The 18,991-nt window shown below is 58.1% G+C and carries 20 protein-coding genes and 2 pseudogenes; 10 read left to right on the top strand and 12 right to left on the bottom strand.

Features of this window, described 5'->3' with window-relative positions:
* A partial coding sequence (locus tag YP76_RS05705; RefSeq protein ID WP_046762525.1) for a GHMP family kinase ATP-binding protein occupies positions 1–650 on the bottom strand: 650 nt, incomplete at its 3' end.
* A 284-nt stretch (positions 651–934) separates the two neighbouring features.
* On the bottom strand, positions 935–2,077 hold the full coding sequence (locus YP76_RS05700) for an AGE family epimerase/isomerase (RefSeq protein ID WP_198147428.1): 1,143 nt from the start codon (positions 2,075–2,077) through the stop codon (positions 935–937).
* A gap of 400 nt (positions 2,078–2,477) precedes the next feature.
* Between YP76_RS05700 and YP76_RS05695 the strand changes: the two genes are divergently transcribed.
* From YP76_RS05695 to YP76_RS05675, 5 genes are read left to right on the top strand one after another with little or no spacing between them, the layout of a single operon-like run.
* Positions 2,478–3,551 (top strand): hypothetical protein, encoded by a 1,074-nt coding sequence (locus YP76_RS05695; RefSeq protein WP_046762523.1) that lies wholly within the window; start codon positions 2,478–2,480, stop codon positions 3,549–3,551.
* On the top strand, positions 3,544–4,500 hold the full coding sequence (locus YP76_RS05690) for a hypothetical protein (RefSeq protein ID WP_046762522.1): 957 nt from the start codon (positions 3,544–3,546) through the stop codon (positions 4,498–4,500). Before YP76_RS05695 ends, YP76_RS05690 begins: the two co-directional genes overlap by 8 nt.
* 20 nt (positions 4,501–4,520) lie before the next feature.
* Entirely contained in the window at positions 4,521–5,126 is a 606-nt protein-coding gene (locus YP76_RS05685; protein ID WP_198147427.1) for an HAD family hydrolase, read from the top strand.
* A 14-nt stretch (positions 5,127–5,140) separates the two neighbouring features.
* Positions 5,141–5,782: an NTP transferase domain-containing protein gene (locus YP76_RS05680; RefSeq protein WP_046762521.1), complete on the top strand. Its 642-nt coding sequence runs from the start codon at positions 5,141–5,143 to the stop codon at positions 5,780–5,782.
* Complete coding sequence (locus YP76_RS05675) at positions 5,782–6,423, top strand: class I SAM-dependent methyltransferase (RefSeq protein ID WP_046762520.1); 642 nt, start codon at positions 5,782–5,784, stop codon at positions 6,421–6,423. The genes YP76_RS05680 and YP76_RS05675 overlap by 1 nt, the downstream gene beginning before the upstream one ends.
* Positions 6,424–6,548: 125 nt before the next feature.
* On the opposite strand, the gene YP76_RS05670 is transcribed toward YP76_RS05675, so the two are convergent.
* From YP76_RS05670 to YP76_RS05650, 5 genes and pseudogenes are all read right to left on the bottom strand, one after another.
* On the bottom strand, positions 6,549–6,764 hold the full coding sequence (locus tag YP76_RS05670) for a tyrosine-type recombinase/integrase (protein WP_269748617.1): 216 nt from the start codon (positions 6,762–6,764) through the stop codon (positions 6,549–6,551).
* A gap of 36 nt (positions 6,765–6,800) precedes the next feature.
* Positions 6,801–8,374, bottom strand: a pseudogene (tnpC, locus tag YP76_RS05665) (IS66 family transposase).
* Positions 8,375–8,405: 31 nt separating this feature from the next.
* Positions 8,406–8,762 (bottom strand): IS66 family insertion sequence element accessory protein TnpB, encoded by a 357-nt coding sequence (tnpB, locus tag YP76_RS05660; protein ID WP_046762519.1) that lies wholly within the window; start codon positions 8,760–8,762, stop codon positions 8,406–8,408.
* Positions 8,763–8,832: 70 nt separating this feature from the next.
* On the bottom strand, positions 8,833–9,210 hold the full coding sequence (locus YP76_RS05655) for a transposase (RefSeq protein ID WP_232307455.1): 378 nt from the start codon (positions 9,208–9,210) through the stop codon (positions 8,833–8,835).
* A 44-nt stretch (positions 9,211–9,254) separates the two neighbouring features.
* A complete protein-coding gene (locus YP76_RS05650) occupies positions 9,255–10,103 on the bottom strand; it encodes a tyrosine-type recombinase/integrase (RefSeq protein WP_232307454.1) in 849 nt (282 codons plus the stop codon).
* A 64-nt stretch (positions 10,104–10,167) separates the two neighbouring features.
* Here YP76_RS05650 and YP76_RS05645 point away from each other — a divergent pair.
* The 3 genes and pseudogenes from YP76_RS05645 to YP76_RS26890 form a co-directional block, all read left to right on the top strand.
* A pseudogene (locus YP76_RS05645) lies at positions 10,168–11,076 on the top strand (type IV secretion system DNA-binding domain-containing protein); the annotation flags it as partial.
* Positions 11,077–11,379: 303 nt separating this feature from the next.
* Positions 11,380–11,553: a helix-turn-helix domain-containing protein gene (locus YP76_RS05640; RefSeq protein WP_046762518.1), complete on the top strand. Its 174-nt coding sequence runs from the start codon at positions 11,380–11,382 to the stop codon at positions 11,551–11,553.
* Between the two features lie 280 nt (positions 11,554–11,833).
* On the top strand, positions 11,834–12,727 hold the full coding sequence (locus tag YP76_RS26890) for a class I SAM-dependent methyltransferase (protein WP_084733032.1): 894 nt from the start codon (positions 11,834–11,836) through the stop codon (positions 12,725–12,727).
* A 43-nt stretch (positions 12,728–12,770) separates the two neighbouring features.
* Here the strand turns inward: YP76_RS26890 and YP76_RS26885 are convergent, their stop codons facing one another.
* Positions 12,771–13,526, bottom strand: coding sequence for an FkbM family methyltransferase (locus YP76_RS26885; RefSeq protein WP_084733031.1), 756 nt, complete (start codon positions 13,524–13,526; stop codon positions 12,771–12,773).
* A 17-nt stretch (positions 13,527–13,543) separates the two neighbouring features.
* Here YP76_RS26885 and istA point away from each other — a divergent pair, with 17 nt between their 5' ends.
* Together istA and istB are read left to right on the top strand one after the other, a co-directional pair.
* Entirely contained in the window at positions 13,544–15,049 is a 1,506-nt protein-coding gene (istA, locus tag YP76_RS05630; RefSeq protein WP_024018981.1) for an IS21 family transposase, read from the top strand.
* Entirely contained in the window at positions 15,049–15,858 is an 810-nt protein-coding gene (istB, locus tag YP76_RS05625) for an IS21-like element helper ATPase IstB (protein ID WP_024018982.1), read from the top strand. The genes istA and istB overlap by 1 nt, the downstream gene beginning before the upstream one ends.
* A 250-nt stretch (positions 15,859–16,108) precedes the next feature.
* Here the strand turns inward: istB and YP76_RS05620 are convergent, their stop codons facing one another.
* From YP76_RS05620 to YP76_RS05610, 4 genes are read right to left on the bottom strand one after another with little or no spacing between them, the layout of a single operon-like run.
* A complete protein-coding gene (locus tag YP76_RS05620; RefSeq protein WP_046762516.1) occupies positions 16,109–16,636 on the bottom strand; it encodes a hypothetical protein in 528 nt (175 codons plus the stop codon).
* Positions 16,620–17,063 carry a GtrA family protein gene (locus YP76_RS26880; protein ID WP_084733030.1) on the bottom strand — a complete coding sequence of 148 codons (444 nt, stop codon included), beginning with the start codon at positions 17,061–17,063 and terminating at the stop codon, positions 16,620–16,622. The genes YP76_RS05620 and YP76_RS26880 overlap by 17 nt, the downstream gene beginning before the upstream one ends.
* A gap of 3 nt (positions 17,064–17,066) precedes the next feature.
* On the bottom strand, positions 17,067–18,014 hold the full coding sequence (locus tag YP76_RS05615; protein ID WP_046762515.1) for a glycosyltransferase family 2 protein: 948 nt from the start codon (positions 18,012–18,014) through the stop codon (positions 17,067–17,069).
* The gene (locus tag YP76_RS05610; RefSeq protein ID WP_084733029.1) at positions 18,007–18,978 is read right to left on the bottom strand and encodes an NAD-dependent epimerase/dehydratase family protein; all 972 of its coding nucleotides are present in this window, start codon (positions 18,976–18,978) and stop codon (positions 18,007–18,009) included. The genes YP76_RS05615 and YP76_RS05610 overlap by 8 nt, the downstream gene beginning before the upstream one ends.
* Positions 18,979–18,991: the final 13 nt, after the last annotated feature.

Here is an 18,991-nt window from a genome sequence, read left to right as displayed (position 1 = left end):
AGGATCGAGGACTCTATCTCATTATGGATGTCCGGGCGGATCCGAAGCGGGTTTACGACGACACGGTCGTTCGCGTAGAACTCCATGAAGTTGAATCCGCCAAAGGCGCAGGCATACTGGTCCTGCTTACCGCCGGCCAGCCCGAGATCGCTCCGTTCGATGGAATAAGCGAGGCGGGCAAGGTCATATTCGCCCAACGGGACGGCGACGAGTTCGCTAAGAGCAAGCACCATTGCCACTACGAGCGATGAGGAGGACCCCAGACCTGAACCCAAAGGCGCTTCCACCTCTGTGGTGAGTGTGAGGGGAATCCGGTTTCCGCCGTTGAATTCGTCCATGATCCGGCGGTATACGCCGTAGTGCAGTTTGAGGCGGCTATCTGCCACTGGCTCGGAGCCGACATTGAATGTTTCCGTCACGTCCAGATCGCTGGATCGGAATACGACCATGTCGTCGGATCGGGGCTGAACGGTGGCGTAGGCGAACTTGTCGATCGTTACATTAAGGATCGCCCCACCATATTCATCGCAATAGGGCGACACGTCGGAACCGCCGCCAGCCAAGCCTAGCCGTAGCGGCGCACGCGCGCGTATCAGGAAGTCATTGCTTGTGCGGTTGGATCTTGGGGTACGCAGAAATGAGATCGCCATACTATCACTTTGCCCTAACAATCGCCATGTGCATGGTTCGTCCGCTTGCTTCGCGATGGCTGAGTTGCCTTGCGCCCGCCCTGAGGTCAAGGCAGGGCAGGGTGCAAATCCTCTACGGCATCATTATTGAAGCGAAAAGGAGGCGTTGGACTGCCGAAGCACCACGTGGATGAAATAGCCCGATGGATGAACTTGGTGAAACCCTCATCCCTGTATGTGCGGGAGCATTTCGATGAGAAAGTCCCGCTGGCCCGGCCATCAGATTGAAGGTTGCTAGCCATGGGTCAGGCCTTCAGGAGTTCCGAAATGGCGCAAACGATATGGTAAAAGGAACTGGCTGGCGCCGGTTCATCGAGCGGCTGTCCTGTCTCGTCCATTTTATCATACCAAATAGCTGGACAATTCGGATCGAAGTAGCGGGTCAGTCCGTCATAGGCAGCCACGATCTCCTGCTCGTCTGCTTCCATCGCGGTCCGACGATGGCGCGCCACGGCGGACTTCAGCCGTTCGGTCTGCGGCCAGAGCCGGGCGCGCCCGTCGATCACCTCTCCGCTTAGGCTGACTTGGTTTATGGCAAGGTTCCGTTGATCGCAGATGCCCCATTTCCGAGCAAAGCCCAACAGTTGTTCGGCCGTGGTGGTGCAGCGGATAGGGTCGAAGGCGACCTCGAAGAGCCAGGCCCACTCCAGGCAGTGGCCCGGCTCCACGATGAGGCCTTCAGGCGGCGGCAGTGGTTTCCAGTTTTCGTCGAAATATTCGGTTACGGCACCCGAAGCGCTTTCCTGAAAGCGCCCCTTGAACATCACCGCTATCCGGGTCGCGAACTCCTTCCAGCGCGGATTGCCGGTAAAATTGTAATGGGCAAGGCCAGCTTCGAACAGGTGCATGTGGGGGTTCTGGCGGAAAGGCGGGCAAGGTGTGATATCTCCCTCCCAATATCCGCCCTGAAGGCGACTCCAGCGATCTTCCAGCCTGTCCAATACCCGTTCGGCGAGGTCGAATAGGTCCTTGCGGCCCAGCGCTTCTGCGGCGTGGGCCAACGCGAAGAGGCCGAAAGCTTGATTGTAGAGATCGGTTCGATCATCCGCCACGACGCCGCTCGCATCGAACGCATGAACAAATTCGCCATTGCTGGAAATACCTCTGTTCACAAGATGATCCGTTGCGCGTGCGACGGTCTCGCGCCAGGGTCCGCTCCATCCAAGCCGACCGATTTCGCAGAAGCTGTAAATCTGTCGCGCTTGAACCATCAGGCGCCGGATATTGTCCAGAGGTTTCCCTTCGCGGGAAAAGGCCTCCACGAACATACCATCGGCATGCACGCCCTGACTCGCCCAGAACGGAGCTGCCACTTCAAACAGCCATGTTTGTGCGTTTTGCTGGGCATGCTGTAAGACCATGAAGTTCCCCCTATTAAGATCATACAATGTCGGGCAGAGCCCGCAGGCGGGCCGGTCATGCCGTCTTGGCCTTGGATTGTCTAGTTTAACCTTGGGAAAGGCAAACGAGGGGTGATTGCATTGATGAAGCATTCATGTTTATTAGTTAAAAAAAGAAAATTGAAGTGTTGTTGGATTTTTGGTGCGTAAATATGCATAATGATTTTTTGTCGTCAGAATCTATAAATTGATTAATTTGCAAATTGCAAGAATATCGATCCTTGATATATTTTGCACCTGCTTTCGTTGTTAAATTGCTCGATAATGGCGTATTTTCTTCAAAACTTGCGACGCGCGATTGGTGTGGGCGAGCGAGGTCTTGGTTGACACACTTTGCATCGGAGTGCGATGACGAGGCTTTAATGTGCAGAAAGGCAGATTTAACAAAGTGCTGGATTTCTACCAGAAGTTGGCCGAGCGAGATGAAGCGGCCACGGCCCGCTCTCTGCCGCTGACTGCTCTGGCCGAATTTTGCGCTGGCAAAGATGTCGTGATTGCAGGGACATTCGCGCAGGCCCTAGCGCCGCTATTGCCAAGGGCGCGGGTTGTCGGAATTTTCATTCCTGGGTCGCTGGCTGAAGTGGCTTCGGCACCTCGCGATCTGCAAGGCGGCCCGCGGTGCATAGATCCTTCGGCTCTCGCTATTTGCCTTCCCGCTTGCGACATTCTCGTAGTTAGCGATGCAAGCTGGGGGGAGGCGATTGTCAGCAATGCTGGTCATCTCTCCACGCTGGCCAACAAGGTTCGGGATCGGATTGTCCTGCCCTTTGAGGGATCACCGCTTTTTGCGGCCTGCCGCTGGGTGTCGGGCCATTCCTGGGTGGAAAGCAGCGATGCAAATGTCTGGATATGGGCTAATAGCGAGCGATCCCAAATTGAGGCTGAGATTTGTCTGCTCCGTCAGTCGGGTGACGCCCTGGCGCTCAAGTTCCACACCATGACGCGGCCGGGAGCGACAGGCGACTTGATAATTGACATGGGTGGGCAATGCATGAGCGCCGCTGCGCCATCGGAATGGATCACCGTTCCGTTTACGGCGGCCGCGCCCCGCATTTCGATTTCCTGGCGGACAGACATTTCCGCGCTAGTGCTGTCAGCCGATGCGCGGCGTATGAGCTTCGGCCTTGTCGACATGCATCTGGTGGCCGAGGATGGGACCGTTGTGGTTCCACCAGCCGATTTCATGCAGCAGTCGACACCTGACATCACCACGGCACGCGCCGCGAGGTCTGCCCTTCACGCAGCAGGATTCACTCGCGTCCATTCCCTCGCGGGCTCGTCTGACGGTAATCGCCGGGACCGCTTCATTGCTTCATCCTCGATCATGTTGGAAGGACTGGACTGTATAGCTGACGATCACGGCGCCGCTGCGCCGATGCTGCTGGGCAAGGGCGAGATGGCCTGGCTGTTTGCAAGCAAATCTTTGACGGCATGCCCCCTTCGGGATGACGTGCATGGCTGAAGATGCAACTTGCTATGTTTTCGCTGGGGTGGGTAGCGAATACTCGCTCGCGCCGTTGGCCGCCTTCCTCAGGAAGCGGGGGCGGCACTGCATCGAGATCGACATGATGCGCGCAGATTGGCGTGATGCCGTGGCGCATGCGCTTGGCGCGAAGCGACGTATTCTGGTCAGTTCACAACATCCCTACATGAATGGGCACCACTATCATATTTATTACGGGACCGATCTGGATGTTCTGAACGTGCCCGAATTGCAGGGCGTGTTGCAGCCCGATCGCAGCTACTTCGTGCCTCATGACCTGCTGTCTCCGATCAAGGGGTCGGAGATTGTCGGATTGACGCTGTTCGACGCAATTTTGATGCCGTCGGATAGCTGGTGGTATCTCTCGACCTATGTCCGCTGCGAGAATGTCGGGTGGATAAAAGCTGCACAGGATAACATCCCTGAAATCGCTCGAACGCCTTTGCAGATTGCCTGGTTGCCCTCCGAGATCGGGGCTTGGCTCGCGCGCCCGGCCGGGCTGTTCGAGGAGGTCTACAGGGATCTTCTCACCCTTCGTCCGCTGTTCAAGGCGCCCGCTTTCCCAGGCACTCAGGCGATGATCGATTTGGCTGGTGGTGCAGGATGCCAGGTCTTTGACGCTTCGGTTCAGTCCAGCGTTCTTATCGACCAATCGCATGCCGTGGTATCAAACGGACTTTCGTCCATCTGCGCCGAGGCGGCGTTGAGGGGGGTGCCGACCCTGTGTATAGACGACGGCTCGGTCGAATCATGGTATCTCCGTGATCATTGGCAGGCTCTTCCCGGAGTAACGGTTCACGCTCCTGACCGGGCTTGGGAACTGCTTACGTCTTGGCGTGACCATCCCGAACGGATCCCATCGCGCGCTCCGTCGGTCATAGCGCCCTTCGATTTCGATAAGGCGGCCACCATTGTCGAGGCTCTATGAAGCGACGGGGTGACGCCGACATGGGGGTACAGATGTGCAATTGGCATTTCGCTTTCGATCTGGATGGCACCATCACATCCGAAGAGTTGCTGCCCCGCATCGCGGAAGCGGTCGGACTGCGTGACGAAATCGCAAAGCTTACGGAACTCACACTGGCGGGGCGGATACCGTTCGCCTACAGCTTTCGGGAGAGGGTAAAGCTCTTGCAGGGCATCCCTGTCTCGACTGTGCGCAATATCGTGGAGAGCGTGCACCTCGATCCGCATATCGTTGCCTTCTTCCAGCAGAAAGCCGACCGCTGCTACATCGTTACCGGGAACCTCGACGTGTGGGTTGGGGCGCTATGCGTCCGTCTTGGTGCGCAACTCATTTCATCAACAGCCCTCGTGAAGGGCGATCGGATCGTCGACCTGACTAGCATCGTCGACAAACGCGTTGCAGCGCGGACCATCCCTCGTCCATTCGCCGCCATTGGCGATGGCCACAATGATCTGGGTATGTTGGAGACCGCGGATGTTGCGGTCGCCTTTGGCGGCGTTCATCCACCTGCGCCATCACTGCTGAGAGCGGCAACCCACGCGATTTACGATGGAGCCGCGCTGTGCCGTTTTCTCCGACAGTTGTGATCAATTGCGCGGGCATGGCGACCCGATTGGGCATGGGCATGACTAAGGCGTTGATCGACATCTGCGGCAAACCTCTGCTGCACTGGCAACTTGCGATGCTGCGTGACGTTGAGGATGTCAGGGTAGTCGTGGGGCATCAGGCAGAACAGGTGATTGCGTGCGCGCTTACCCTCAGGCGCGACGTCACCTTCGTCTTCAATCATGCCTATCAGACTACGGGGACGGCCAAGAGCTTATGCCTTGCTGCCACGGGTGTGGAAGGGGATATTGTCTCGCTCGACGGCGACTTGCTTGTGGCCCCCCAGGATTTCCGGAATTTCCTCGATGCACCCACGGCGCTGGTCGGCTGCCTCCCTATTTCGAGTTCCCAGCCTGTGATGGTCGAAACATGTCATGACAAGACTGGTATGATGGTTACTGCCTTCTCAATGGAGAGGGGAGCTGCCGAATGGTCCGGGCTTGCCAGAATAGCTGCCGAGCAACTTCGTCAAGCCAATGAAGAGGGCCGAGCTGAGCGGCACGTTTATCACATATTGGAGCCGCTGCTGCCGCTGCGCGTGGTCGAAGTGCGCGCAACAGAGGTGGATACGATCGACGATTATGAACGCGCGCTGGTTTGGATGCAGCAATATCGTGACGCGTGGGAGGGCCTTTGATGAATAGCAAGATCGATGGTGCAAAGATTGATCGTTTCTGGGAGGTTCGATCACGCCAGTCAGCGGTGGAGGCCGCCCGCTTCCATCCCGAGTTCACGCCCTGCGATCTGGAATTGATCGAGCCGCATCTTACCAGCGGCGCAACAATACTTGATCTGGGATGCGGCACATGCGCTCTTGCGAATGCCATTGCTGCTCGGGAAACGGTTCACGTTCACGCTGTCGACAAATATCCGGGAATGTTGGATTTTGCAGACAAACGGCCCAATCTGAGCACAGAAGTTGCTGACGCTATTGATTATAGCAGAGACAGGCAGTTCGACATCATCCTTCTGTTCGGTGTCATAAATTCGATACCTGACGCCGATGATCGAATGCAGATATATGGCACATTGCGGCAAATGCTTCGCCCAGGCGGCAAGCTAATTGTCAAAAGCCAGTTCGGCATTGCGGAGGAGGTACTCGTCGACGCCTATTCAAATGATCTGGGCATGGACTATGCGGCGATATATCCATGCGTCGATGATGAGGAGGAACGCCTCAAGCGCTTGTTCTCTATCACTCGAATCGATCCCTATCCTGCTGAATATAACAAGTGGCCGAACACGCATTTTTACGCATTCCTATGTGTTGAGCACTAAGTCGCCTTCCGCTGACCGGATGCTGCCGATCTCGCAACCCGCCTTTGCCAAGCTGTCGGTTCCGGCGGGAAATGGAGCCGACGGTGCGGTTTGCACAAAAACTCTCTTGGTCTAGAATACCTGCCTCAGCTTAGTTTGTTGATCGCCGTCCGCATATGGTCAACGCTGACGCTGGAATAGCGCTGCACCATCCGGAGCGATTTCCAGCCGCCCATGTTCATGATGGTGATGAGGTCGATGCCCGCCATCACGCAGTGGGACGCCCAGTGGTGGCGCCAGTCATGGACGGTGAAATCCTCTATCTCGGCACGCCTGCAAGCGGTGGCGTGCTGGTTCTTGATCGGATTGCCGCCGGGGATCTTCGGTAAGCGACGTTCTCAGCCCACGTTGATCCAGGGCATGAGCTCATGAACGCGATTGGCGGGATGGCCGTTGGCGAGCGCGCTGAGGGTCTGGGTCAGCCAGTCATGAGGATTGATGCCGCCCAGCTTGCAGTTTTCGATGAGCGTGGCGATGACCGCCCAGTTGTTGCCACCTTCGTCGGAGCCGACGAAGAGCGCGTTCTTTCGGTTCAAAGCCAAGGGGCGGATTGATCTCTCGACGGTGTTGGTGTCGAGTTCGATGCGGCCGTCGTCGATGAAGTGGACGAGGCCAGCCCAGCGGGTGGTCGCATAGCGAATGGCTTCAGCCAGCTTGCTCTTGGCGCTGATCTGCCGGAGCCGGCCATCGAGATAGAGCTTGAGATCCTCGATGATGATGCGGCTGCGTTCGGAGCGCTGAAGGCGGCGGTGTTCAGCGGTCGAGCCGCGCACCTCGTCTTCGATGGCATAGAGCATGGCGATCCGACGCAATATCTCGGCCGCGACCGGCGAACTGGCGGCTAGATCATAGAATTTGCGCCGAACATGGGACCAGCAGAATGCGAGGCTGAGCGCTGTCCGCGGCGTTTGGCGAGCGCTGTGTAACCGCCATAGCCATCGACCTGCAGGATGCCTGCAAAGTCTCCAAGGTGGATGTCGGGCCGCTCGGCCTTGCGGTCTGCCGCATAGACATAGGCGACCATCGGCGGACCTGCGCCACCCCATGGTCGATCATCGCGGGCATAGGCCCATAGCTGGCCGGTCTTCGTTCTGCCGCGTCCTGGGTCAAGCACCGGCGCGGTAGTCTCGTCTGCGAACAGGCGCTCGGATCGCCGCAACTCCTCAAGGGTCCGGTCGCGCAGCGGCCGCAGATACCATGCTGCCCGGCCCACCCAGTCCGCCAGGGTGGAGCGATCGAGCCTGATATCCTGCCGGGCATAGATCTGAGCCTGCCGGTATAGCGGAACATGATCGGCATACTTCGACACCAGCACCTGGGCGATCAACGCTTCGGTCGGAATCCCGCCTTCGACTATCCGCGCCGGAGCAGGCGCCTGGACGATCGCGCCTTCACAGGAGCGACAGCCATAACGCGGGCGGCGTGTCACCAGCACGCAGAAGATGGTGGGCACGACGTCCAGGCGCTCAGCGACGTCTTCGCCGATCTGGTGGAGCAGTCCCCTGCAGCAAGGGCAGGCCTTGTCGTCGATATCGACAATCTGTTCGATCCGCTCGAGATGCGCGGGCAATGAGCCGCGGTTGGTCTTGCGGGGCTGATCGCTGCGGGAACGCGGCGCAACCGCTTCTCTGGCAGCGCGAGCATGCCCAAGCGCCGTCTCGACATCTTCCAGGCCCAGCTGGAACTGATCGGCATCGAGCTGTTCGGACCGGCTGCCGAAGCGATGTCGCATGAAGGCCTGGATGATCGACTGGAGGCGTTCGATCTCGGCGTCCGCTTCGCTCTTGGCGACGTTCAGCTCTGCCACCCGGACCTCAGCTGCGGCCCGTTCTTCCGCCAGCATCCGGGACTGCTCCAGCACGAGCGCGCGGAGCGCGTCGATGTCTTCCGGCAGGTCCGCTTGCGTGAGCATTGCAGCAGTGAATCAGCGGAGCAAGGCCCCGTCAACCGGCAATCTGCGGGGCCTGTGGTCGACGGCCGCCATGGACCCGGCGCCAGTCCAATCCCTCCAGAAGCGCACCAAGCTGAGCGGCAGAAAGACGCATCACTCCGTCCTGGATGCCAGGCCACTTGAAGCTGCCTTGCTCCAGACGCTTCGCCATCAGGCACAGCCCGGTCCCATCCCACCAGATCAGCTTGATCCGGTCGGCACGCTTGGCCCGGAAGACGTAGATCACGCCGGAAAATGCATCACCGCCATATTGCGCGCTCACCAACGCAGCCAAGGCGTCCGGCCCTTTGCGAAAGTCCACAGGGCGGGTCGCCACCATCACGCGGGCACCAACTCCTGGTCCGATCATCGCGTCGCCCTGAGCGCTTCGATGACCGCCGCGATAATGCCAGCATCCGCGCCGCGACCGATCTTCACCGCTACGCCGTCAATCTCCAACTCGACCGCGCTGTCCCTGCCAGGCCGGCGCTTGCACGGACGCTTTGCCGGAACGGCTCGATCGACGGTGGCTCCTCAATGATCGCCGGAACAAACGCAGGCGCCATCGTGGGGGCCACTGGCAGCGTCACGCCGCGAGCCTCCATCTGCTTGCGCAGTTGCCGCCGCCAGGTGAACAACTGCGATGGGCTAAGGCCGTGCCGACGAGCAACGGCGCAGACCGTCTCCTGCTTGGAATAGCTCTCCGCGATGATCGCAGCCTTCACGTCGGGCGGCCGGTCCCGCCGCTGGCCTGCACCGGTGAAAACCTCGAACCGCTGAACCTTGCTGGTGCCAGCATCGTCACATGGCATCGTCATAGCACCAGCGTCCTCCATCCTGATCAGGAGGCGCAGACTCGGGACTACCCTTTACGGCCGCAAGGTGGGGCCGCGGCACCGCTTACGATCTTCGCCTTGCGGGTGTCGGAATAGGGCTTGCCCAACCGGTTGAGGAAAACATGCCCCTTTGTCGGCTGCCCTCGCTTCTCCCAGATCGGACGCAGGACGTCCATGACGCGGGGATGCATCGGAACGGACCGGATGACGGCATTCTTGCTGTGGTTAAGCCGGATCGATCCTTGCTCCATATCGACGCCCTCGACACCCCACGGGAGCTGCAATGCCGTCTGGACGCGTGGGCCATGGAAGGCGAGCAGGGTGATGATCGGCTGTATGTGCGGTGAGTAGGCCTCGATCAGCCGGTCGCGGTCTTCCTTGCTGAGAAAGCGCACCCGTTCATTGTCGAACGGGATCGCCTTGATGCGCAAGGGCGGAAGGTCGTGCAGGTCGTGATGGACGTTGATCGCGGCCTGGAACACGGCGCGATAGCGATCCTGGCCCGCCGGGTCATGGCCGGTCAGATAAGCGCGACGAAAATGTTCCCACGCCTGCTTGGGCTCGCGCAGGGAAAAGTCGCCGATCAATCCGTTGAGCTTGCCGATGCGCAGGACATCGGACGGGCAGGGCGGCTTCGCCTTTGTCAGGTAGCTTTCAAACGCGTCAGCTATTTTGCCTTGCGCCACGATGGCGGCGGGCCCGAACATCAGCTGGTGACGCAGCTTCGTCTCGTATTCCGCCATCAGGTGCGATGCAGCATCGCGGTCACTCGTTTTTGTACTGAATTCCTTGACCGTGATCCGCTCGCGGCCGAGCGCGACTGTTCCGCGAATGTAGTAAATCCCATTTTTCCCACGGATACGGAAGGAGAGCATGTGATCTTCTCCAAGAGCAGCTGATATTGAGCCTCTGTGGCACGCAACTTCCCGCATGCATGGAGGTAAGGCGCGGGAGTTGCGGCGGCGCTTGCGGCGACTGCCCAAGGGCTGCCTCAAGGTCGGCGGCATCCAGATTCCCGCCGCCTTCGAGCCGGAGCATCTGCTACTGAGCGGCGCCCCCGGGACAGGGAAGACCAACATCCTCCACGTCATGCTTGAGGGCATCCGCAAGGAGGGCAAGCGCGCGATCGTCTATGACACGGCGGGGAGCTTCGTCGAACGCTTCTACCGCCCGGGCAAGGACATCATCCTCAATCCCTTCGATAGTCGATCGTCGCAATGGGCGCCCTGGATGGATGCGCCGATCGACTATCATTACGACCAGATCGCGGAATCGGTCGTGCCCGATAGCGGCAAGGATCCTTTCTGGGCGAAGTCGGCGCGCGGCACGCTGGTCGCGGTGATGCGCGGCCTGAAGGAACAGAACTGCGTCATCGACGAATTGCCCTCGCTGCAACGCTTGCCGTCGCTTTCGGATTTCCTGGCCCGTGCTCGAAAATATGGTGGCTGCGGCATATTGAGGTTCCAATCCTATCCCCAGCTTGAGGCGACCTATGGTCGGCAGGAGGCGGCGGCGCTGACCGGCTATTGTTCCACCTGGGTCGCGCTTCGGGCCAATGACGAACCCACCGCGCGGCATATCTCCAGCAACCTCGGGCAGGTTGAGCAGGTGGAGGCCAATGAAGGGATGTCCTACGGCGTCAATGACATGCGCGACGGGGTCAGCCTCTCTCGGACGCAGGTTACGCGGCCGCTGGTGCTTCCGACCGAGATCGTGAACCTGCCCAATCTGACCGGCTATTTGCGGTTTGGGCGTGACCTTCCGGTGATCCGGTTCACCGATCGCTATCATCCCGCAAAGGCGGATCAGCCCGCCTATGTCGATCGGACGCAACCGGCGGTTCGGCTGGAACCGATAGAGCCGGAAACTCTCGATCCAACCGCTGCCAACGCTCCAGACGATGTCGACAGTTCCGAGACGAGCAACGATCGCCATCGTCCCACGGACATACGCCTGATCGGGCAGAGAAGTGGCGCAGACGGGGGATCGATCCAGCAGCAAAGCAGGCCCAATGGGCCATTCGGACCCGCCAATCCGGCCTGATTTTCACCGTATCGCTATCAAAAGGAATTTCTCATGCGTCGTATCACACGGAATTTTGTCGAGCCCAGATCATTGCCTTTAGAGGAGCCTCAAGCTCCAGAGGATCATATGATCGCGCCGATCAGCGTCCGCATCGGGACCGCAGTTAGGATGACCGGGATCGGGCGGTCAAAGCTCTATGAACTGATCCAGCAAGGGGCGATCGATGTGGTCAAGATCGGTTCGGCCACGCTCGTTCCGGTCGCCAGTCTGCATCGGTTGCTGGAGCGAAATCGGCGGTGAGAGGGAGAGGCAAGCGGGTAGCTCCCTTCAACCGATTCAGCTCAGACTATGAGAGGGAGTAGCCTGTCGCGGCTTTTCTACCGGCGATGCTCGTAGCTTCGTGAAGCCGCCCGAGCGTTTTACCGCCGCGCGCCGGAAAGGGCTGAAGTCTTGCTGAAATGCAAAATTGCGGCCACATGTCCTCATAGCTAAATCGCGTGCAGGGTAGTGGCCTGCCGCTTCGCAATATTTCGCCAAGGTCGTTACTATATGCGACAAAGATCGAGTTCGGGGGCTGAAAATGGAATTCAAGAATGAGTTAGCGCGTGCGACATTTGCACCTCAGCGGCTGGCTTCTTTCTGTGTGTGCTGCGGATCAGAAGACTTGGCCGCTTCGCCTGCGATCTTGATGCCTTTCGTTGCCGATCGGGCATTTGGATGGAGACCTGTTATCATCGACGATAGCTGGGGATTGAAAACGATCCAGAATGGAAATGCCTATTCAATATGTAAGACGCTAAGGTGCCGTAGGTGCGGGCACCTTTTCTGCGACATTAGATTTTCAGACGAAGAGATGAATTCCATCTATTCGGGTTACCGTGAAGAAGCCTATGTAAGTTTGCGAGAATGTTACGAGCCTGGCTATCGTGAGCGGAATAATAGATTGTCCCAATCTATTACCTACAAAGGTGATATAGAGGAATTTCTATCGGCCTTCGTCAAAGATCCGTTGACCATCTTGGACTGGGGCGGTGACACCGGAGCGAACACGCCCTTCGAGAAGCGGCGCGTTAGTTTGGACATATTCGATATAAGCGGCAAGGCGGTCGAGGGAAATGCGAGGGTTGTCACTCGCGAACAGGCGACATCATCAAAATATCGCTTGATAGTTTGTGCGCAAATTCTCGAGCATATTCCCTATCCATCGGATGTCTTGCGCTTAGTTCGCGAAGCAATGGATAAAGAATCTGTCCTTTACATCGAGGTTCCTTATGAAGAAGTGATGCGTAATGGCATGGAAAATAAAGAAAATAAAAAACGACACTGGCATGAACATGTGAATTTTTATTCGCAATCATCCATGGATGCTCTGTTGGAAAATTGCGGATTTGACATTTTGAAAAGGAATGAACTTGTAACCGATGTCGCCGGATCTGAAGTGCATATCCTGCAAGTGGCGTGTCGGCTAGCGTAATTGCTGTTGCCTGTGAATAAATGGGGCGTATCAGGTCGGATGATTAGCCCATTCCATCGTCAGGAAACGCGTAAATAACTGTTCCGAAAGTATTGTATTCGTGCACTTTGAGATGAAATTTATATCGCAAGTTCCAAGAATTGATTAGGTCGACAATCTCATATAGGTGCTCCGGGGCGTGATAGGCGGAAATGAGTAGGTGAGGATTCTGCCGTTCGATGATATTCCGCATTCCTTTGAGAGTTTCTACTTCCGCGCCTTCAACATCCATTTTAATTAGATTTATTTGCTCTCCATAAAGGATATCATCTATAGCGACGCATTGAATGGTTGTGTCGCCAGCATCGCTTAAGTGGCTGGCCATTGATCCATTGCTCGCGAAGCTCAATTGCCGCGTCGTTGACCAGGTCCCGAGCGGTAGGCAAATCCTTCGATCAACTGGAAAATTGCGCGAAGCCAATATTGCGAAATTGGCGGGATCCGGCTCGAATGCGACGAAACTCGCTATTTCATATCCCGCCTTGAGGAATTTGTGGATGGCAACGCCAGTAAAGGCGCCGCAGTCAATGATCCGCAATGGTTCCGCAAAGCGGGGCAGGCCGTGCGCGGCGACATTTACGATGGCCGGTTCAGCGGCAACTATGATGGCCGGTAGGATCGGTTGTCTGGCCTGATCGCAGGGAGGGGCGGAGCCCCGACCGGAGAGCAGGCCAGACAACCGATGGCGATCTTTTCTCCCCTGCGCGGGAGTGCGGATCGGGCTGCGGCGAGCGGTGGTATCGGAACACTCATCGAACATTGAAGCGATGGGTTGCGATGCCGGGCCACCACCTTTCCGATCAGCAGGTATTTCTTTTCATGGTTGAACGTCGCCATCACACCCAGTCCGTTGCGGCCGCCAAGGCCGGTATTAGCGAGCGTAGCGCACGCCGGATCGAGAACGATCCGCGCTTGCCTTCCCAGAAGAAGCAGGGACGCCATTGGCGCACCCGCGCCGATCCTCTTGAGCCTTTCTGGCCCCGTATCGAGGAGTTGCTCAAGATCGACGGCATTCTCGCCGTCACCATCTTCGAGACGCTACAGGACGAGTTTGGCGAAGAGGCCGTTCCCGACAGGATCAGGCGCACGCTCGAACGTCGGATTGCCCGCTGGCGGGCGCTGCATGGCGAGGAGAAGGAGATATTCTTCCCGCAGCGCCACGAGAGCGGGCGGCAGGGCCTATCGGATTTCACGGTCTGCGACGACCTGAAGGTCACCATCACCGGCGAGCCTTTCGCCCACCGGCTCTATCATTTCCGCCTGGCCTGCAGTGGCTGGGAGCATGCCGCTGTCGTACTGGGGGGCGAGAGCTTTGCCGCCCTGTCCGAGCATCTGCAGGATGCGCTGTGGAAGCTGGGCGGCGTCCCGGTCGAGCACCGCAGCGATTCCCTGTCCGCTGCCTACAAGAACCTCGACGCCGATGCGCAGCGGGATTTCACCCGCAGCTACGACGACCTTTGCCGTCATTACGGCATGATCGCGACCCGCAACAACCGCGGCGAGGCCCACGAGAACGGCTCGATCGAAGGCCCTCATGGCCATCTCAAGCGACGCCTCGACCAAGCCCTGCGTCGCCGGGGCAGCCGGGACTTCGACAGCCTCGGCGCCTGGCGCGATTTTGTAGAAGCCGAAGTCGCCAAGCAGAACCGCCGCAAGGCCAGGCTCGTCGACGAGGAACGCCGCCTGCTGGGACGCCTGCCAGCACACCGCACCACAGACTTTGCCATGATCGCGGTTGATGTCAGCCGTAACGGCACCGTTCCTATCGACAGGGTCATCTATTCGGTCCCCTCCCGCCTGGTCGGTCGTCGGCTGCACGCCCATCTCTTCGATGACCGCATCGATCTATTCCTCGGCCCCGACAAGGTGATGACCACCCCACGGGTCCGTATGCCGCATCCCCAAAGAGGCCACCAGATCGATTTTCGCCACATGATCGCCAACCTGAGGCGCAAGCCCGGGGCATTGCGGAACCTGGTATACCGCGACGCCCTGTTCCCCGCCCACGCCTACAGGCGGGCATGGCAAGCCTTCGACGACCAGCTTGATGCCCACCAAGCCTGCCGTGACACCGTCGCCCTGCTCGATATCGCGGCAAGAGGAGATTGTGTCGACGCGCTGGCTCTGCGCATCGACGCGGCACTCGATGCTGGTCGTCTCCCCGATGTCACCGCGCTCAGGCAGGAGTTTCTTCCGACCCTTCGAGCCAGGCACGAGGTGACGATCCCACCACCGGATCCGCGCGGATATAACAGCCTGCTTACCAGCATGGAGTTGCGCTGATGACCCGGACCAAGGATCAAGCCGCAGCCGTGCTGCCCACCATGCTCAAGGCCCTGCGCCTGCCCAGCATCAACCGCAACTGGAAGCGGCTTACCGATACCGCCGATCGGGATGGATGGCCTGCTGTTCAACTGCTCGCCTCGCTTCTCGAGATCGAGATGGCCGAACGCACCACGCGGCGTATCCAGCGGCATCGGGACCAGTCCGGCCTGTCAGCAGGCAAGACCTTCGCCACCTTCGATTTCGACGCTGCCCCTGGTGTGCGCAAACCCCATCTGCTCTCGCTCGCAACAGGCGATGGTTGGATCGACAATGGGGGCAACCTGTTGTTCTTCGGACAGTCGGGCACCGGCAAGACGCACGCCATCTCGGCGATCAGCCATACGCTTATCGATACTGGGCGCCGGGTCCTGTTCTGCTCCACCACCGATATGGTCCAGAAACTTCAGGCTGCGCGCCGCGATCTCAGTCTGCCCTCCATGCTCGACAAACTCGACAAGTACGACCTCATCGTGCTCGACGATCTGTCCTATGTCCGCAAGGATCAGGTCGAGACCAGCGCCCTGTTCGAGCTCATCGCCCATCGCTACGAGCGCCATTCGATCGCGATCACCGCCAACCAGCCATTTTCCGCTTGGGACAACGTTTTTCCAGATCCCGCCATGAGTGTCGCCGCCATCGACCGCCTCGTTCACCACTCAACCATCATCGAGATGAACGGCGAGAGCTACCGAAAACGCTCCGCCATCAGTCGCATCGAACCAGCCAATAATCACCCAACCGGCCCGGCATCGGACCGGCCATCGTAATTGTCGCCAACCTCGCGTCCAGGGAGCATTCCGCATAAGGCATTGCGACACCAGGTAATTGTCGCCACCGTCAATTACTCCCGCAATGCCACAGCTGCCTTCACCACCGGCGCCAGCGACAATTACCAACATCCGGTTGCCCAAGGCCCGTTGCCACTACAAGGCTCGCGTGATACCCAAATCCCACCACTCGGTGCGGCCGCTTACCGGCCATCATAATTGACGCCAACCGGCCTCCGTAAATGTCGCCCTACAGGCCGATCGGGGTATATTCATCCTCTAGGCTGGGCACGGGGCATTCCGCGATATTCCCGCTCTGGCGATAAGCCAGGATGGCGTCGAAAAGGCTTCGACTGATCTCGTCGGCAAGCAGGTTACGTATGCGCGCAAATTCGCATTGGTGCGCCGCATAGCTGAAGCCTGGATCAAGCCAGTAGCCCGGCCGTGTCCGGGCTTGCGGGGCCAACTCCGGTAAATTTATGGGGCTCAGTATCCGGGCCGCGCCTGCTGCAAGGAGGCTGGCATGCAATAGGTTGATGTCGACATAATGATTGTGGAGTCCGATAAGGATTGTTTTGCCAGTAAGGCGGTTATCGCCAGCGTCCTCGATCGCCAGGACCGGAATGTTCCGGTAGCTCTCCCCACCTTTTCCGCGATCAAGGATGAGTTCGATGTTGATACCCTCGGCCAGCAGATCATCGACGATGGCTTGCCCTACGGTTCCCAGGCCGTAAACGATGAGGCGGTCCGCGTCGCGTGGGCTATCGAAAGGAGGCATGGTCAATATTCTCACTGACTACCGCTGGCCGTGGTAACGGCACTGCATGTCGGCCGGACGCGAATACATATCTCCGCAAAACAAGGAAATTGATGATCGAGGTGATCACCGTCGCCAACAATCCTGCGAGATAAGGTGAAGGCAAGATGATTGCACAAATTGCAAGTAAAACGAGACCAACAGCATAATTCAGTGTGTAAGAGATTATGAAACGGAGCTTCGATGCGGCCGCATCTTGAAAAACGTGCCGACTATAGGTGAAATAATTGAAGGCGACCCCAATAATGTGCCCTATGATCTGGGCAGCATACATGTTTAGGCCTATCGACAGCAGCAGCGCATAAAGGCCGTAACCAAACAGCGTGTTAATGACACCGACTTTATAATAACGCCAAACCCTTAGCGCTGATGAAGAAAGTGGCGTCATGCGTCAGTCCTCAGGCGCGAAGTTAACGCGTTCCCGTTCAATCACCAGTGGCATTCCCCGAGTCCGGTCAGAGATCAGGCGAACCTGCACGCCGAGTATGCCTAAGAAGAGGAATAACAGCCCAAATTGAAATTCCAGCAGTGCGGCAAACATCCACATTCTAGGATTTTGAGCCCAAACGATCGACCACGCTGCGCCCAGCATGCTGACAATGGTTGCCGCAAAGGCGATGAAGCTGAAATAAAGTGGCGCACGAAGCAGACCCTTTGAGGAGTAGGCAAGGGCTGATAGCGCGAAGTCGAGGAGAGCAAAGAAGCCATTTTTCGAACGGCCAGCGGCGCGATCGGGCCGTTTGAACGCCACCGTGTCGATGGTATAGCCTGTTTCTATGAGCAGCCCGCGAACAAACGGTTCTGGCTCGTTTAGCTCTCTGATAGTGCGGATTACTTTGGCATCATAAATACCAAAGCCCGTGGCATTGGGGATGATCGGATAGTCGCCGAACTTACGTTGCAGATCATAGGATAATTTGCGCAAGCTCGAGTAGAGAGGAGAGGTTTTTTTCGTCTCGCTGACGCCCAGCACAATATCTGTCCCCGCGCGCCAACGTTGAACGAGTTCGGGGATGAGTTCGGGAGGATCCTGAAAATCGGCGGCAATGCCGATAATTCCTCGTCCCCTCGCTTGGAACAGCGCATGTGCTGGAGAACGCAACTGGCCGAAATTTCGCGTGTTGATGATTAATCGAATGCGTGCGTCACGCGCACACAGGTTCCGGACAATAGCCGCTGTTCCGTCTGTTGAACCATTGTCGATGAAAATGATTTCGAAGCTGTCGGTAAGGGGCTCCAATTGCTTGGTCACGGCGTTCGCGATCGCCGCAGCATTCTCCTCCTCATTAAGGCAGGGAATGACAACCGAGATTTCAGGCGTTGCGGAGGGGCTAAGCATAGGAATCCTGTGAAGCGCCCAGAGCGGACGCGTGTTTCAAGAAGGCCGCTGTTTCATCGATCTGTTCAGCGAGCGACACGCGATCTATGCGGTGCCGGTCAAGGAGGCGCCGATAGTCTCGGTCGTCGCCAAGATAGACATCTGCGGGACCGCCGCCTCGGCTGGGGCGTTCGACGGAGCAGTTCATCTGGGACGCAATTGTCGAGGCAAGCTCGCCCAGTTCAATGTCGTCCCCTCCGCTATCGAACCGGACCACTTCATGCCGCCGTTCGAGTAGCAACGCGAATGCGAGCGACATCAATTCGCGTATTGCAACATAGCCGCGGCGCACATCATGACGGGCCTGGACGATCACCGGTCCTCCCGAAAGAGCGTCGAGGATGAAAGATGACAGCGCGTAGCTTGGCAGCTTGTTTATGTGCGGGCCGGATAAATTGAAAATCCGCGCGATCACCGAGCTTTTGTCTCGACCTTCAGCCCAGGCCGCGAACACATCTTCGTCTTCCCGCTTCAGCATTCCGTACAGCCGCATCGCGGGCTTGGCGAGCATGTCATCTGCAAATTGCGCGGCGCCGGAGGAAGCGATGAACGCTGCCTCCACGCCAATGGGATCAAGAGCATCAAGAACCGACTGCCGGATGACGCGATTGGCGGCGCAATAATCGGCCTCCTGCATCGTTTCAGCGCGATCTTTCGTAAGGAAGGCGAAATGAAGCAGATATGTCGGCTGGTAGGGAAGCTTGACGAGATCAACCAACGGCCGCTGCATGATCAGTTGCGTTTCGGACAGGCGCAGTTCAGCCTGTCGCGATCCGAAACAAAACACCCGCTCCGCAAACGCGTCGCCAAGCGCATTTTGTAATAAGTCCAATGTAGCGCGGCCGAGCCATCCACTGGCACCGGTCAGGACAATGCGATGCTCGCTGTGCCGCAAAGCTGCTGCTATGTGGGCGGTGAAGGTCACCTTGGCTCCGCCT

It is taken from the genome of Sphingobium chungbukense (genome assembly GCF_001005725.1).
Lineage (GTDB): Bacteria > Pseudomonadota > Alphaproteobacteria > Sphingomonadales > Sphingomonadaceae > Sphingobium > Sphingobium chungbukense.
This window is presented reverse-complemented; position numbering and strand designations above follow the sequence as displayed.

Excerpts from the sequence above, each read along its gene's own strand:
- YP76_RS05675 (WP_046762520.1), top strand. The coding sequence starts at position 5,782 with ATGAATAGCAAGATCGATGGTGCAAAGATTGATCGTTTCTGGGAGGTT.
- istB (WP_024018982.1), top strand. The coding sequence starts at position 15,049 with ATGACCCGGACCAAGGATCAAGCCGCAGCCGTGCTGCCCACCATGCTC.
- istA (WP_024018981.1), top strand. The coding sequence starts at position 13,544 with ATGCCGGGCCACCACCTTTCCGATCAGCAGGTATTTCTTTTCATGGTT.
- YP76_RS26880 (WP_084733030.1), bottom strand. The coding sequence starts at position 17,063 with ATGACGCCACTTTCTTCATCAGCGCTAAGGGTTTGGCGTTATTATAAA.
- YP76_RS05690 (WP_046762522.1), top strand. The coding sequence starts at position 3,544 with ATGGCTGAAGATGCAACTTGCTATGTTTTCGCTGGGGTGGGTAGCGAA.
- YP76_RS05685 (WP_198147427.1), top strand. The coding sequence starts at position 4,521 with ATGGGGGTACAGATGTGCAATTGGCATTTCGCTTTCGATCTGGATGGC.
- YP76_RS26885 (WP_084733031.1), bottom strand. The coding sequence starts at position 13,526 with ATGTTCGATGAGTGTTCCGATACCACCGCTCGCCGCAGCCCGATCCGC.
- YP76_RS26890 (WP_084733032.1), top strand. The coding sequence starts at position 11,834 with ATGGAATTCAAGAATGAGTTAGCGCGTGCGACATTTGCACCTCAGCGG.
- YP76_RS05680 (WP_046762521.1), top strand. The coding sequence starts at position 5,141 with ATGGCGACCCGATTGGGCATGGGCATGACTAAGGCGTTGATCGACATC.
- YP76_RS05655 (WP_232307455.1), bottom strand. The coding sequence starts at position 9,210 with ATGACGATGCCATGTGACGATGCTGGCACCAGCAAGGTTCAGCGGTTC.
- YP76_RS05650 (WP_232307454.1), bottom strand. The coding sequence starts at position 10,103 with ATGCTCTCCTTCCGTATCCGTGGGAAAAATGGGATTTACTACATTCGC.
- YP76_RS05620 (WP_046762516.1), bottom strand. The coding sequence starts at position 16,636 with ATGCCTCCTTTCGATAGCCCACGCGACGCGGACCGCCTCATCGTTTAC.
- YP76_RS05640 (WP_046762518.1), top strand. The coding sequence starts at position 11,380 with ATGATCGCGCCGATCAGCGTCCGCATCGGGACCGCAGTTAGGATGACC.
- tnpB (WP_046762519.1), bottom strand. The coding sequence starts at position 8,762 with ATGATCGGACCAGGAGTTGGTGCCCGCGTGATGGTGGCGACCCGCCCT.
- YP76_RS05615 (WP_046762515.1), bottom strand. The coding sequence starts at position 18,014 with ATGCTTAGCCCCTCCGCAACGCCTGAAATCTCGGTTGTCATTCCCTGC.